Annotated in this window: 13 protein-coding genes, 1 tRNA gene and 2 pseudogenes; 7 read left to right on the forward strand and 9 right to left on the reverse strand. The window is 63.8% G+C overall.

Going from position 1 to position 13,544, the window contains the following annotated elements; all coding sequences use genetic code 11:
• Nucleotides 1-16: 16 nt before the first annotated feature.
• Complete coding sequence (locus AC04SI_RS04290) at nucleotides 17-451, reverse strand: anthrone oxygenase family protein (protein ID WP_404275636.1); 435 nt, start codon at nucleotides 449-451, stop codon at nucleotides 17-19.
• A 134-nt stretch (nucleotides 452-585) separates the two neighbouring features.
• Between AC04SI_RS04290 and AC04SI_RS04295 the strand changes: the two genes are divergently transcribed.
• Both AC04SI_RS04295 and ilvC read left to right on the forward strand, forming a co-directional pair.
• On the forward strand, nucleotides 586-1,236 hold the full coding sequence (locus tag AC04SI_RS04295; protein WP_404275638.1) for a TetR/AcrR family transcriptional regulator: 651 nt from the start codon (nucleotides 586-588) through the stop codon (nucleotides 1,234-1,236).
• Nucleotides 1,237-1,260: 24 nt separating this feature from the next.
• The gene (ilvC, locus tag AC04SI_RS04300; protein WP_404275640.1) at nucleotides 1,261-2,280 is read left to right on the forward strand and encodes a ketol-acid reductoisomerase; all 1,020 of its coding nucleotides are present in this window, start codon (nucleotides 1,261-1,263) and stop codon (nucleotides 2,278-2,280) included.
• Between the two features lie 97 nt (nucleotides 2,281-2,377).
• On the opposite strand, the pseudogene AC04SI_RS04305 reads toward ilvC, so the two are convergent.
• Nucleotides 2,378-2,660 (reverse strand): annotated as a pseudogene (locus AC04SI_RS04305) (PilZ domain-containing protein).
• Between the two features lie 172 nt (nucleotides 2,661-2,832).
• Complete coding sequence (locus AC04SI_RS04310; RefSeq protein ID WP_404275644.1) at nucleotides 2,833-3,366, reverse strand: BA14K family protein; 534 nt, start codon at nucleotides 3,364-3,366, stop codon at nucleotides 2,833-2,835.
• Nucleotides 3,367-3,543: 177 nt separating this feature from the next.
• Between AC04SI_RS04310 and AC04SI_RS04315 the strand changes: the two genes are divergently transcribed.
• Both AC04SI_RS04315 and AC04SI_RS04320 read left to right on the forward strand, forming a co-directional pair.
• Nucleotides 3,544-4,656 (forward strand): endonuclease/exonuclease/phosphatase family protein, encoded by a 1,113-nt coding sequence (locus AC04SI_RS04315; RefSeq protein WP_404275846.1) that lies wholly within the window; start codon nucleotides 3,544-3,546, stop codon nucleotides 4,654-4,656.
• Nucleotides 4,657-4,658: 2 nt separating this feature from the next.
• Nucleotides 4,659-5,405, forward strand: coding sequence for a hypothetical protein (locus tag AC04SI_RS04320; RefSeq protein ID WP_404275646.1), 747 nt, complete (start codon nucleotides 4,659-4,661; stop codon nucleotides 5,403-5,405).
• Between the two features lie 20 nt (nucleotides 5,406-5,425).
• Here AC04SI_RS04320 and AC04SI_RS04325 read toward each other — a convergent pair whose 3' ends face one another.
• A complete protein-coding gene (locus tag AC04SI_RS04325) occupies nucleotides 5,426-6,547 on the reverse strand; it encodes a 1-aminocyclopropane-1-carboxylate deaminase (protein ID WP_404275648.1) in 1,122 nt (373 codons plus the stop codon).
• Nucleotides 6,548-6,695: 148 nt separating this feature from the next.
• Here AC04SI_RS04325 and AC04SI_RS04330 point away from each other — a divergent pair, with 148 nt between their 5' ends.
• Nucleotides 6,696-7,172, forward strand: coding sequence for an Lrp/AsnC family transcriptional regulator (locus AC04SI_RS04330; protein ID WP_192181050.1), 477 nt, complete (start codon nucleotides 6,696-6,698; stop codon nucleotides 7,170-7,172).
• 36 nt (nucleotides 7,173-7,208) lie between these two features.
• On the opposite strand, the gene AC04SI_RS04335 is transcribed toward AC04SI_RS04330, so the two are convergent.
• The 4 genes and pseudogenes from AC04SI_RS04335 to AC04SI_RS04350 all read right to left on the reverse strand — a co-directional run bounded on the left by AC04SI_RS04335 (nucleotide 7,209) and on the right by AC04SI_RS04350 (nucleotide 10,806).
• Complete coding sequence (locus tag AC04SI_RS04335; protein ID WP_404275650.1) at nucleotides 7,209-7,451, reverse strand: hypothetical protein; 243 nt, start codon at nucleotides 7,449-7,451, stop codon at nucleotides 7,209-7,211.
• 133 nt (nucleotides 7,452-7,584) lie between these two features.
• On the reverse strand, nucleotides 7,585-8,802 hold the full coding sequence (locus tag AC04SI_RS04340; protein ID WP_488473955.1) for an ABC transporter permease: 1,218 nt from the start codon (nucleotides 8,800-8,802) through the stop codon (nucleotides 7,585-7,587).
• Nucleotides 8,803-8,805: 3 nt separating this feature from the next.
• Nucleotides 8,806-9,510, reverse strand: a complete 705-nt coding sequence (locus AC04SI_RS04345) for an ABC transporter ATP-binding protein (protein ID WP_404275654.1) — start codon at nucleotides 9,508-9,510, stop codon at nucleotides 8,806-8,808.
• Between the two features lie 4 nt (nucleotides 9,511-9,514).
• Nucleotides 9,515-10,806, reverse strand: a pseudogene (locus AC04SI_RS04350) (efflux RND transporter periplasmic adaptor subunit).
• Nucleotides 10,807-10,907: 101 nt separating this feature from the next.
• Here AC04SI_RS04350 and AC04SI_RS04355 point away from each other — a divergent pair.
• The gene (locus tag AC04SI_RS04355; RefSeq protein ID WP_488473956.1) at nucleotides 10,908-11,819 is read left to right on the forward strand and encodes a PhzF family phenazine biosynthesis protein; all 912 of its coding nucleotides are present in this window, start codon (nucleotides 10,908-10,910) and stop codon (nucleotides 11,817-11,819) included.
• A 103-nt stretch (nucleotides 11,820-11,922) separates the two neighbouring features.
• Nucleotides 11,923-11,998 (forward strand) — tRNA-Lys (locus AC04SI_RS04360).
• A 528-nt stretch (nucleotides 11,999-12,526) separates the two neighbouring features.
• Here the strand turns inward: AC04SI_RS04360 and cobT are convergent.
• On the reverse strand, nucleotides 12,527-13,537 hold the full coding sequence (gene cobT / locus AC04SI_RS04365; protein ID WP_488473957.1) for a nicotinate-nucleotide--dimethylbenzimidazole phosphoribosyltransferase: 1,011 nt from the start codon (nucleotides 13,535-13,537) through the stop codon (nucleotides 12,527-12,529).
• Nucleotides 13,538-13,544 lie beyond the last annotated feature (7 nt).

The following is a 13,544-nucleotide window of genomic DNA, read 5'->3' on the forward strand; positions in this document are numbered from 1 at the left end:
GCGAGATCCTGCGATTTCAGACCGGGTGGCTGCCCCAGAAAAAGGCCAGCGTCGCCAGCGCGCCAAGTGCCGCGCGAACCAGATGCAGATTGCCCCATTTGAGGATCAATGCCCTGGCTTGCGGATTGACGCCGGCCGCATCCATCGCTTCCAGCGCTCTGTTTGTCGGCATCATCACGATCAACGTCCATGGCCACGGCAAGATGATCAGCACCGCCCCGACCAGATAGGCGAGACTGCTGGTCTGCCACCAGGCAAGGACACCGAGAACAAAGGCGACAACCGCGATCGAGGCCTGCATGGCGGCGCCGCGCTTGTAGGAGGGCTGCCATTCCTGCAACAGCGGCCGATCTTCCAGTCGAAGTCGGGCCGGCTGCTCGGCGACGCTTACATAGATGGCGGCACCCGTGAAAGCGGCGGCAACGACCAGTGCAAGCAATCCGATGAACATCGTGCATTCCGGGATTTGGACCTTTTGGGACAAATAGCGCTTGCACCGGGCCGGGCAATGCGCCATAGAAGTGCCGAACCGTAACGTACGGTACGCTGCTTGGGCGGCTGGCGATTGTTGGGCAGGAAGACGTGTTGCAGGCAAGCGCCGATATCGACACCAGTGAAGCGCTGACGGAGCGGCAGAAGGCCGTGCTGGATGCAGCACTTCGCCTGCTGGTCGAGGAGGGCGATAATCTGACCATGACGGCGGTGGCGCGCCGCGCAAGCTGCTCCAAGGAAACGCTCTACAAATGGTTCGGCGACCGCGACGGGCTGCTGACGGCAACGGTGCAATGGCAAGCCTCGAAGGTGCGCGTGGCGGCGGTCGACGGCAAGGGGCTCGGCCTCGCCTCGCTGACCGCGAGCCTGGAGCGCTTCGCTTCCGACTGGCTCAACGTGATCTCAAGCGACACCTCGATCGCGCTCAACCGGGTGGCGGTCAGCCATGCCGGATCGGGCAAGGACAATCTTGGCGCCGTCGTGCTGGAAAATGGCCGCTTCGCTTTGGCCCGGCGCCTGAAGCCGGTGCTGGAAGCAGGTCGTCAGGCCGGGCTTCTCGACTTTTCGGATGCCGAAACGGCGTTCCGGAGCTTTTTCGGGCTGGTCGCCCGCGACGTGCAGATCCGTCTGCTGCTCGGCGACCGGCTGGAATTGACTGAGGCGACAATCGGCGGCGATGCCGCCCGGGCGACGCAACAGTTTCTCGCTCTTTTCGGAGCAAAAACCGGGCCACAAGGCCTCTGATACCAAACGGGAAGGAAGACGAAAATGCGTGTCTATTACGATCGCGATGCCGATCTCAACCTGATCAAAGGCAAGAAGGTCGCCATCATCGGCTATGGCAGCCAGGGCAGGGCACATGCGCTCAATCTCAAGGATTCCGGTGCCAAGGACATCGCCATCGGCCTCAAGGCTGGCTCGGCGACCGCCAAGAAGGTCGAGGCCGACGGTCTCAAGGTGATGAGCGTGGCGGAAGCCGCCAAATGGGCCGACCTGATGATGATGGCGACGCCCGACGAATTGCAGGCCGACATCTACAGATCAGAGATCGCGCCGAACATCCGCGACGGCGCCGCAATCGCCTTCGCGCACGGCCTCAACGTGCATTTCGGCCTGATCGAGCCGAAGGCGTCGGTCGACGTCGTCATGATCGCGCCGAAGGGCCCGGGCCACACGGTGCGCGGCGAATACCAGAAGGGCGGCGGCGTGCCGTGCCTGGTCGCCGTCAACCAGGACGCTTCGGGCAACGCGCTCGATCTGGCGCTGTCCTACGCCTGTGGCGTTGGTGGCGGCCGTTCGGGCATCATCGAGACCAACTTCCGCGAGGAATGCGAGACCGATCTGTTCGGCGAGCAGGTGGTGCTGTGCGGCGGCCTGGTCGAACTGATCCGCGCCGGCTTCGAGACGCTGGTGGAAGCCGGCTACGCGCCGGAAATGGCCTATTTCGAGTGCCTGCACGAGGTCAAGCTGATCGTCGACCTGATCTATGAGGGCGGCATCGCCAACATGAACTACTCGATCTCGAACACCGCCGAATGGGGCGAATATGTTTCGGGTCCGCGCATCATCACCGCCGACACCAAGGCCGAGATGAAGCGCGTGCTGAAGGACATCCAGACCGGAAAATTCACCTCGGAATGGATGCAGGAATACCGAGCCGGCCTGTCGCGCTTCAAAGGCATCCGCCGCAACAACGACAACCACCAGATCGAGGAAGTCGGTGCCAAGCTGCGTGCGATGATGCCGTGGATTTCCAAGAACAAGCTGGTCGACAAGGCCAAGAACTAATTCGCTACTTATGGTTGCTGCGAAAGCCGGCGGAGCAATCCGCCGGCTTTTTCTTTCCGCTCAAGCGGTGGAGAGCTGGTTCGCCGAAGGCCGACGTTCAGCCGTAGTGCCAATGCGGCTTCGGCTCGGTGCCGGTGAACTCGACGCCGATGCGGTCCTCGCGGCGCCAGCGGACCACGGCCTTGTAGCCGATTCCGTCGGTCGGCACATAAAGCAGGAACTCGTCCGGCGCGCGCGCCGACCGGGACTTTGAGTTCGGCGCCGCCCGCATGCATGTTGCGCAGCGTGCATTTGACTTCGGAGTTGGTGAGCCCGGTCAGGATCGACGCGCCCTTGAGCACGCGCTGCCGGTGCCTGTCTCTGTTTTCGTCCTCGGCCATCGTGCGGGATTCCAGGGGTGCGATCGTCGCTCGGGAAGCGCTCGATCAGACCAGTCGATAAACCGGCCTGATAAACAGAGCGTTAGCGTCGATCGGCTTTGTCGGAACCGGTCGCCGAACGCAAAGCGGCGCCGCATCGTGCGACGCCGCCTGGCATTCCTGTATCTGCCGCTCAGCTATAGGGCGACCAGCACTGCTGGCGGGGACCATGGTAAGGCTGGAACGTATTGTCCCACGCCCGGTAAGAGCGGTAGCGATCGTAGCACCACTGGACATGGGCACTGGACGACCGGTATATGCGGCGGGGGTAAACGTAGCGCGGATAGGGATCGTAGTAATTGCCGTAGGCTAGGCTGCCCAGACCCAGGCCGAGGCCCAGTCCCAGAAGCGCGTCACCGCCATGGTAATGACGGCGGTGATGGTAACGTCTCCAGCGCCAGTTGTCGCCATTGTCCCAGTTGCGGGAAAAACGACGCTCGCGGAAATTGCCGCCACGGTTGCGCCAACGCCAATCCTGATAGACCTGCCGGTCGTTGCCGCCAGCCCATTCGTCGCGCACGGGTGTGATTCCGGACGCTGCGGAACTGGCCGGGGTCGAAAGATCGGGTTGCAGGATCGGGCCGGCGAGAGACGGAGCCGTCAGGCCCGCCACAAGACCCAAGGTCATCAGACCGGATCTGACAGAAGACAAAAAGAGCGGTTTCATGGCACTCTCCGAAGAACAAGGCCCCACGCCCAGATTACCCGGCAAGAAGCCTATTGATGGAACTTTCCGTCTGAACGGAGGATGAACGGAAAGGTTCCGTCAACCATGGCGATCAACCATGGCGGGCAGAGATCCGGCTCTTGTCTTCGTGCCCGCTTGCGGGCAAAGGTCACGGCCATGTCGCTGCGCCTCGCTACCTTCAATGTCGAGAACCTGATGAACAGGTTCGATTTCTCCGGCTATCGCAACCAGCTCAACGAGGATCGCACGCTGGCGCTCTTCGATATCAAGAGCGAGGCCGAATACAGGATGCTCGAGCAGGCCCGCGCCATCGCCCAGTCCGACGACACGCGCCAGCTGACGGCGCTGGCGATCGCCGCCACCCGCGCCGATATCATCTGCATGCAGGAGGTCGACAATATCGAGGCGCTGAAGGCCTTCGAATACGGCTATCTGTTCAAGATGGTGGGGGAGGGCTACCGGCAGAAATACACCACGGCCGGCAATGATTCACGCGGCATTGACGTCGCCGTCATGATGCGCAGCGAGACGGCGCAGGGCCAGCCGATCGAATTCGTGCGCATGACCAGCCACGCCTATGTCACTTACGAGCAGTTCGGGCTGCACACGCCGGAACTGGCGGCACTCGGAAACGACGCCAATGAGCGCATCTTCCGCCGCGACTGCCTGGAGATCGACCTGACGGTGGGCGGCGTGCCGCTGACGCTCTATCTCGTGCATTTCAAGTCGATGGGCTCGCCCCGCAACGGGCTGGATGGACGCGAGGCGACGATGCCGATCCGCATCGCGGAGGCGCAAGCGGTGCGCCGCATCATCGAGGAGCGTTTCGGCAAGGAGCATGCCGCCGACAAGCGCTGGGCGATCTGCGGCGACATGAACGATTACCGGCAGCGGGTGAAGATCGAGGGCGACAGTTTCGATGGCTACCGCTTCCAGGTGATCGACGAGAGCCAGTCCTGCATCAACGTTTTGACCGCCGGCGGCTTTTGCGAAAACGTCGTCGAGCGGCGACCGGAAATGGATCGCTGGAGTTTCTACCACACGCGCGGGCCGCAGGAGCGGCATCTGTGCCAGCTCGACTACATCCTGTTGTCGAAGGGACTGGCGGCCAAGAACGCGACGGCCGTTCCCGACATCATCCGCAGCGGCCAGCCCTGGCGCACCATCTTTCCGGCGGGCCAGGAGGTCGATCGCTTCCCGCGCGCCGGCTGGGACCGGCCGAAGGCGTCCGACCACTGCCCGGTGGCGATCACGCTGGACATGGCCTGAACGTGAGCTTCGACCTGCCGCGCAACGTCATCCTGCCGGTCGACGCCGTCGACGTCCGGCTCGATCCCGGCCCGCATCCCTTTGCGCGCGACAACGAACGGGCGATCGCCGAGAACTGGCAGCGCGAGATAGAGGCCAATCCCGCGCTTTTCGATGGCACAGTGGTGCTGCTCTCCGCACTTGCCTATCGCGACCGACGCCTGGTTGGCCGCTGCCATGCGGTCAACTACTCCACGTTCATGCTCTGGCGTAAGCGGCGCGAGAATTCGGGTGCCGAGCATGCCTATGCCCATGCCATGCTGGTCGCCGCCGACAATGCGCTGGTGGCGATCCGCATGGGTCCGCACACGGTCAATGCCGGCCGCGTCTATTTCGCCGCCGGCTCGTTCGAACCCATCGATTTCCGCGACGGCCTCGTCGATGTCGATTTCAACATGATGCGCGAAGTGGGCGAGGAGACCGGGATCGATCTGTCGGGTGCGCAACGCGGCCAGCGTTATTACGCGCTATCGACACCAAGCGGCACGGTGATCTTCCGCCGTTACCGCGAGACTGCATCCGCTGACGAACTGGCGCGGCGCATCAGCGCCTTCGTTGCGGCCGAAGCGGAGCCGGAGATCGAAGGCCCGGTGATCATCCGCCATGCTTCCGACCTGCCGGAAGGACTGATGGGGTACATGAAGCCGCTCATCGAGTGGCACTTCGCGGGCAGCGGCCAAAACCCGAGCGGCGCCCCGTCGTTTCGTTGACCGCCTGAACGGAAGCCGGATTACGGAAAGAGCGGCGGTAGGGCGTCGTGTCTCGTGCTTTCCCCAATGCGAGGTTCGCCCACAGGGACAGCAGCCGGTTTCGGACGGTTCGGAAGGGTGGGGCCGTCGTCCTTGTAGTAGTAGCTGTAGCCATTGATGGCCGGCGCGCCACCGAGATGCGCGTAGAGAATTCTTGAACCCTCGGGGAAAAAGCCTTTCCTGGTCAGGTCGATCAGGCCCTGCATCGACTTTCCCTCGTACACCGGATCAGTGATCATGGCCTCCGTGCGGGCCGCCAGCCGGATCGCGTCGTTCGTAGCGTCCGACGGAACGCCATAGGCGGGATAGGCATAGTCGGGGTTGATGACGATTTCGTCGTCGCGGACGGCGCGGCCCAGACCGACGAGTGTAGCGGTGTCGTCGACGATGCGGCGGACCTGGGCGCGGGTCTGGTCGAGCGTCCCGGAGGCGTCGATGCCGATCACCCGGTCGGCGCGGTTTTGCGCGGCGAAGCCGACGATCATGCCGGCCTGCGTCGACCCGGTCACAACGCAAACGATGACATAGTCGAAAGTGAAGCCAAGTTCGGCTTCCTGGCTGGCCACCTCCTCGGCGAAGCCGACATAGCCCAGCCCGCCGAACTTGTGCACGGAGGCGCCGGCCGGGATCGGATAGGGCTTGCCGCCGGCGTCCTTCACCGACTGGATCGCGTCATCCCAGCTCTTGCGGATGCCGATGTCGAAGCCGTCGTCGACGAGCCGGCTGTCCGCGCCCATCAGGCGCGTCAGCAGAATGTTTCCGACCCGGTCGTAGACCGCATCGTAGTGGGGCACCCATTTTTCCTGGATCACCACGCACTTCATGCCGATTTTGGCTGCTGTCGCGGCGACCATCCGCGTGTGGTTCGACTGAACGCCGCCAATCGACACCAGCGTGTCGGCGCCGGATGCGATCGCGTCAGGCACGATGTATTCGAGCTTTCGCAGCTTGTTCCCGCCCATGGCGAGCCCGGAATTGCAATCATCACGCTTTGCGTAAACCTGTACTTTCCCGCCTAACGCCGCGCTCAGCCGCGGCAGAAGCTCGATAGGCGTCGGGCCGAAGGTCAGCGGATAACGTTCAAACTTTGCGAGAAGTGACATCGACATCAGACTCCGCCGTGGTCATTTTCTATGGGTTGATTATAGGCGGACTCCTGCGAAAGGTGCTCTCGAACTTGCTCATGAAATTTACACACATCCCACACAATTGCAGTATGATTGGCCTGATCGTCCACTTGAGCGCCCAGAAATGGAAGAATCTTCCACTGAAACTCTCGACCGCATCGACGTCAGGATTCTGCGTGCCCTTCAGGCCGAGGGACGGCTGACCAATGCCGATCTGGCGGCCCGCGTGAATGTCAGCGCCGCCACCTGCCATCGGCGCACGCAACGCCTGTTTGAAGAGGGCTACATCACCGGGGTCAGGGCGGAGATCGCGCCAGCTGCGGTAGGGCTTGGCGCGCTGGTGATGGTCGGCGTCGTGCTCGACCGCTCGACACCTGAAAGCTTCGCTGCTTTCGAAGAGGCCGTGCACAAGCTCAAGGAAGTCCTGGATTGCAATCTCGTGGCCGGCGACTTCGACTATCTGTTGAAGATAAGAGTTCGCGATATGGCGGATTTCAACAAGCTCCACGGGCAGAAGCTGATCGCGCTACCAGGCGTTCGGCAGACCCGGACTTTCTTTGTCATGAAGGAGGTCAAAGAAAACGCGCGACTGCCGTTTTGACGGGCCGCTGGCCCTGTTTCCATGTTTGGCTGACGGTCAGCCTTGCCCCTTGCCATGCGCCGCCTTGCGGTCGTTGCGGGCGGCGACGAAGAACAGGATGACGCCGAGACCGAGCAGCGCACCCATTGCCGTTCCCATGGTCTGGCCGACCACCTGCTGGAACTCGGCAGTGACGCGATCGGGATTTTCCATGCCATAGCGGGCGAGGTACCACCAGAGGCCCGCGAGGGCCGCCTCGATGATCACCAGCACCAGGATCAGCCGCGCCTTCTTGCTCATGTGCATTCCTCCACCCAAGGGTGAATTGCACTACCATCGCAAACCGAGCGGCGACAGTGGTGCGCGGGGCGGAAACGTCAAAGCCTGTGCATAGTCGGATCGGGGCGGCGGACAGGTTTCCGGCGCGGCTGCTCTATTCGTGCCGCAGCGCGTCGATCGGGTCGAGCCTTGCACCACGTAGCGCCGGGAAGAAGCCGAACACCATGCCGATCAGCGCCGAAAAGCCGACGGCGAGCAGGATGACCGCCGGGCTTGGCGCAAAGGGGATGGTCAGCGCCACCGAGGCGATGGCGGCCAGCGCCAGGCCGATGAGGATGCCGATAATGCCGCCGAGCAGCGACAGCACCGTCGCCTCGACCAGGAACTGTATGAGGATGTGCTTCTCATGCGCGCCGATGGCGAGCCTGATGCCGATCTCGCGGGTGCGCTCGGTGACAGAGACCAGCATGATGTTCATGATGCCGATGCCGCCGACCAGCAGGCTGACGCCGGCGACGGCACCCAGCATGCCGGTCATCGTCGTGGTGGCGCTCGCCATGGCGTCGGCGATCTGGGTCATGTCGCGGATCGAGAAATCGTCATCGCGGTCCGGTGTGATGCGGCGCGTGTCGCGCAAGATGTCCTCGACACGCGGCTGCAATTCGGTGGTCGGCGTCCGATCGTCGGCAGCGATGTAGATCGAATCGATATCGCGGTTGCCGGCGATGCGGCGCTGATAGGCGGCAAGCGGCATCAGCACGACATTGTCCTGGTCCTGGCCGAAGCCGGTATAGCCCTTCGGCTCGAGCAGGCCGATGATCTTGCAGGACGCTCGGTTGACGCGGATGATCTCGCCCTCGGGATTGCCGGCGCCGAAGAATTGCTGGCGCACCGTCTCGCCGACCAAGCAGACGCCGGTGCCGGAGCGGGTTTCGGAATCGCTGAACGGACGGCCGGAAACCAGCTTCCAGTCGCGGGCATCGAGATAGGCACTGTCGGTGCCGGTGACGCCCGAGGTCAGGCTCTCGGTGCCGAAGATGACACGCACCTGTTTTTGCGAGGCCGGCGAGATGGCGCGGGCGCCGCTGAGATGGGCGACCAGCGCGGCAAGGTCCGTTTCGGCAAGCGGACGCACCACCTGGTCGAGCCCGCCCGGTCCGCCGGGCCCGGCCGGGCGGCCGGAGCGGACGACAAGCAGATTGCTGCCGAGCTTGGAGATGTCGGCCTTGACCTTCTCGGTGGTGCCGGAGCCGATGGTCAGCATGGCGATGACCGCGGCGACGCCGATGACGATGCCGAGCAAGGTCAGGAACGAGCGCAGCACGTTGCGGCGGATGGAGATCAGCGAGAGGCGGACGGTTTCCCAGATCATCGGTCAGGCCACTTCCAGCTTCGCGGAGTCCGACGCGACGTGGCCGTCGAGGAAGCGAATGGTGCGCTCGGCATAGGCGGCGACGTCGGCTTCGTGCGTGACCATGGCGATGGTCAGGCCAAGCTCGGCGTTCAGCCGCGTCAGCAATTCCATGATCTCATGCGTGCGGGCGGTGTCGAGATTGCCGGTCGGCTCGTCGGCGACGAGCAGCGTCGGCCGCGTGACGATGGCGCGCGCGATCGCCACGCGCTGCTGCTGGCCGCCGGAGAGTTCGGCCGGCGTATGATGCTCGCGGCCGACAAGGCCGACCTCCGCCAGCGCCTGCATGGCAAGCGCACGGCGCTCGCTTCTGGCGACGCCACGATAGATCAGCGGCAGCTCGACATTTTCGGCCGCCGTGGTGCGCGGCAAAAGATTGTAGCCCTGGAAGACGAAGCCGACATAGAGGTTGCGCAGCAGGGCGCGGCGATTGCGGTCGAGCCGTCCGGCGTCGATGCCTTCGAAACTGTAGGTGCCCGCCGTCGGCGTGTCGAGGCAGCCGATGATGTTCATCGCCGTCGATTTGCCTGAACCGGACGGGCCCATGATGGCGACGAACTCGCCCTTGCGGATGGCCAGATCGACGCCGGCCAGCGCATGCACCCGGGCCTCGCCCTGGCCATAGGTTTTCCAGACCTTGTCGAAGCTGATGAGGACGGGGCCCGGCACGGGGTCAGCTCCGCAGCTGCGAGCCGGTGATGACCTCAGCGCCTTCATCCAGGCCCGAAATGATCTCGGTCAACTCCCCGTCGGTGGAGCCGATCTTGACGTTGACGGCACGCGGCCGGCCGTTTTCCAGAACGTAGAGCGTGCGCGAGCCGTCGGTCGGGGTCGTCGTTGCCTGGCGCTGGCGGTTGCCGCCGGGGCGACCCATGCGGCCGGTGAACAGGTCGCTCAGGCTCCAGCTACGGGCGGCGGCTTGCGCCGGCCGGTAGCGGAAGGCGGTGGACGGCACGGTAAGCACGCCTTGGCCTGTTTGGTGACGACCGAAACGGTGGCGGTCATGCCCGGCCTGAGCAGAAGCTCGTTGTTGTCGACCTCGAGGCGCGCGTCATAGGTGACGACGCCATCGGTGGTGACGGAAGCGTAGGAAATGTCGCGGATCTCGGCGTCGAAGGGCCGCTCCGGGAAAGCGTCGACGGTGAAGCGCGCATGCTGGCCGGTCTTGACCGCGCCGATGTCGGCCTCGTCGACAGCCGCCTTCAACTCCATGTTTCTAAGATCGGCCGCGATGATGAACAGCACCGGCGCTTGCAGCGAGGAGGCGACGGTCTGGCCGGGATCGACCGAGCGCGTCAGAACGATGCCGTCTATGGGGGCATAGATGGTGCTCTTGGCCAGATCCGTCTGCTGCGCCTTGAGGTCGGCATTGGCGATGGCAAGATTGGCTTCGGCGCTGTCGAGCGCTGCCTTGGAGCGGTCACGCGTCGCTGTGGCCGCCTCGAGCGACTGGTCCGTCGCCATGCCGCGCTTGGTCAGCGCTGCCGCGCGGGTGAGTGCGCTTTCGTTTTCCTTCAACGTTACCGTCGCGTCCTCGAGGCTCGCCGCCGCTGCCTTGGCGGACGCCTGGGCGCGCTCGATCTGCACCTCCAGCTTGGCGGTGTCGAGCGCCGCCAGCACGTCTCCCTTCTTCACTTGCTGGTTCTCGTTGACCGAGACCGAACGGACGACGCCGGACAATTCGCTGGAAATATCGACCTGGGTGAGGGGCTGTAGCGTGCCGGTGGCCGAGACCGCGACGGTGAGGTCGGCAATGGCGGCCGGCACGGTCGTATAGTCGATCTTGGCGGGCGCCGCGGCATACCATTGGTAGCCGCCGACGCCGGCGGCAACAGCGATCAGTGCCAGCAGCGCGTAGAGCCAGCCACGGCGGCGTTTCTTCCTCAGACCGCCCCGATCAAGCCCAAGCGCCGTTTCGATGGCGGAGTCCGATTCCGCCTTTGGCGGATTGACAAGCTGGTCCAAGCCGGACCCCTATAATGCGCAATGTCCCTATCTGTGCACAGATCAGGCTTTGTGGTTCAAATTTCAAATTAAATTTCGCCCATGTTTGGATTGAGGCAAGAATGCAAACCCGGAACTACTTGCTTTACGACGTGTTTACGACCGAGCGGCTGGCCGGCAACCCGCTGGCTGTCGTGCTGGATGGCAAAGGACTGGACACGGCCGCGATGCAGGCCATCGCGCGCGAATTCAACCTGTCGGAGACGGTCTTCGTGCTGCCGGCCGACAATCCGAAGCATCGTGCCCGCATTCGCATCTTCACGCCTGACTACGAAATGCCGTTCGCCGGCCATCCGACCGTCGGCTCGGCGATCGCGCTTGCCGAACGGGCCGGCGATGGCGAGGCCGCCGGCATCTTCGTGCTGGAGGAGAATATCGGTCCGGTGCGCTGCGCCGTCAGCAAACACGATGGCGCCACCTTCGCCGAGTTCGACCTGGCGAAGCTGCCGGAGCGGCTGGAACTGTCCGCTGACCCGGAGGCGATCGGCGCGGCACTTGGCCTCGGGCCGCACGAGCTTGGCTTCGAGAATCACCGTGTCTCGTTCTGGTCGGCGGGCGTGCCTTACGTGACCATCCCCGTTGCCAGCCTTGAAGCGGCGGCGCGGATCAGACTGGACAACCAGGCCTGGTCGGAGCTAGCGCCGCGCAAGAGCGACTGGGCGTTCGCCAGCCCCTATGTCTACTGCCGCGAGACGGTGAACCACGAAAGCGCTTTCCATGTCCGCATGATCGTGCCCGGCAGCCCTTCTTATGAAGACCCCGCGACCGGTTCCGCGGCGGCCGCCTTTGCCGGCGCCATCATGCATTTCGACGGTCCGACGGACGGCATTTCGCAGCTATGGATCGAGCAGGGGCTGGAAATGGGGCGGCCGTCGCGCATCCGGCTCGAACTCAATGTCGAAGGCGGAAAACTGGCGTCCGCCCGCATTGGCGGCCATGCCATCAGGGTGGCGGAAGGCAAGCTTTTCGTTTGATCGCAAGCGGCCTGGTCGATTTGTCGGGAAATGATTCCGGCAGGGCTGGACATCCCCGAGATCGGCGGCTATATGCCCGCCGACGCCGGTTTTCCGGCCGAGTGGGTGCGTAGCTCAGTTGGTAGAGCAGCTGACTCTTAATCAGCGGGTCCACAGTTCAATCCTGTGCGCACCCACCAAATTTTTCAAAAACTTGGTGGAAAAGACCCTGGAACGATGGGACGTGAGGCGGCTCGCGTCAACGTGAACGTTCTTGTTCAAAAGCAGCGTTTCCCGGGTTCAAAAACGCGGCCGAATCGAAAAGCGATATTGGCGTCCGCAGGCAGCGGTCTCGTCGCAGATGAACGGGGGAGGCGGCCCGTTGGTCGCCGCCTGCTCAAAGCCGCGGTCGTTAACTTTAAGGTTAGGTAGTAAGGTTAATCGCACGTATGAGTTGCATACGGGAAAATTTGCTTTAAAAGTAGTGGCCGCGCTAGCCTTGGCGGGGCTTGGCTGGGTCCGAAAAACTAGCGCGACCTCTACCCGACGATGATCTGCCGTCGGATGTCTCAAATTAGGACAGCGTAGCTAACGAACAGTTAACGCTGTTCTTGGCCCGTGATCCGCTGTCCACCGGACCTGTTCGTCCTGCGAAAGCGTGGTCGCAAGTAGAGCGGCCACGCTCGCTGTCTTCAAATGCACCAGCAGCGTTGAAAATCTGACCGGGTTTACTTTTCCGATACGCCGGCTTCCGCAAAGCTTGCCATGCGGGCGTGGCATTCGAGCGCCGAGCGGACGATGTTGACCGCCAGGCAGGCGCCGGAGCCTTCACCGAGCCGCATGCCGAGGTCGAGCAGCGGCTGCAGGCCGAGCGCCTCCAACAGACGACGGTGGCCGGATTCGGCCGAGACATGGGCGGCGAGCGTGTGGGCGAGGCCGGTCGGGTGCAACCGAGCCAAAGGTGCAGCGGCGGCGCTGCAGACAAAGCCGTCGAGCAGCACCGGCACATTGTTGTGGCGCGCGGCGAGCGTGGCGCCGAAGATGGCGGCAAGTTCGCGGCCGCCCAGCGTGGCGGCGATCTTCAGCGGGTCGGTCAGAGCCTCGGCATGGCGCTTCAGGCCGGCTTCGATTGCCGTGACCTTACGCTTCAGGCCGGCATCGTCGACGCCGGTGCCGCGTCCTGTCCATTTCTCCGCGCCACCACCGAAAAGTGCCGCCGAAATCGCTGCCGCAGGCGTGGTGTTGCCGATGCCCATTTCGCCGAAGCAGACGAGGTCGATATCGTTCGTCACCGCATCGTAGCCGGCCGAGACGGCGGCGAGGAATGCCGTCTCGTCCATCGCCGCGGCTTGCGTGAAGTCGCCAGTCGGATGGTCGAGATCGAGGGGAATGACGTCGAGTTCGGCGCCGGCGATGCGGGCAAGCTGGTTGATGGCGGCGCCGCCGCCGGCGAAGTTCGCCACCATCTGCACGGTGACCTCGGACGGGAAAGCCGACACACCCTGCGCGGTGACGCCGTGGTTGCCGGCGAAGACGAAGACTTTGACACGATCGAGCTTCGGCATGTCGCGGCCCTGCCAGCGGGCGAGCCAGGCGGCGATGGTCTCGAGACGGCCAAGGCTGCCTTGCGGCTTGGTCAGCGTGTCCTGGCGGCGGGCGACGGCTGTCGCCGCCGTGTCGCTGCCGGCACGCAGGTTGAGGCAAGCGGCGCGCAGTTCATCAAGCGATTTGAAGGGCATGGGGGCA

The organism is Mesorhizobium sp. CNPSo 4689 (genome assembly GCF_057784325.1).

Bases quoted from the DNA above. Each gene is read 5' to 3' on its own strand.
- AC04SI_RS04325 (WP_404275648.1), bottom strand. From the start codon at position 6,547: ATGTCACTTCTCGCAAAGTTTGAACGTTATCCGCTGACCTTCGGCCCG.
- ilvC (WP_404275640.1), top strand. From the start codon at position 1,261: ATGCGTGTCTATTACGATCGCGATGCCGATCTCAACCTGATCAAAGGC.
- AC04SI_RS04355 (WP_488473956.1), top strand. From the start codon at position 10,908: ATGCAAACCCGGAACTACTTGCTTTACGACGTGTTTACGACCGAGCGG.
- cobT (WP_488473957.1), bottom strand. From the start codon at position 13,537: ATGCCCTTCAAATCGCTTGATGAACTGCGCGCCGCTTGCCTCAACCTG.
- AC04SI_RS04340 (WP_488473955.1), bottom strand. From the start codon at position 8,802: ATGATCTGGGAAACCGTCCGCCTCTCGCTGATCTCCATCCGCCGCAAC.
- AC04SI_RS04335 (WP_404275650.1), bottom strand. From the start codon at position 7,451: ATGAGCAAGAAGGCGCGGCTGATCCTGGTGCTGGTGATCATCGAGGCG.
- AC04SI_RS04330 (WP_192181050.1), top strand. From the start codon at position 6,696: ATGGAAGAATCTTCCACTGAAACTCTCGACCGCATCGACGTCAGGATT.
- AC04SI_RS04315 (WP_404275846.1), top strand. From the start codon at position 3,544: ATGTCGCTGCGCCTCGCTACCTTCAATGTCGAGAACCTGATGAACAGG.
- AC04SI_RS04310 (WP_404275644.1), bottom strand. From the start codon at position 3,366: ATGAAACCGCTCTTTTTGTCTTCTGTCAGATCCGGTCTGATGACCTTG.
- AC04SI_RS04290 (WP_404275636.1), bottom strand. From the start codon at position 451: ATGTTCATCGGATTGCTTGCACTGGTCGTTGCCGCCGCTTTCACGGGT.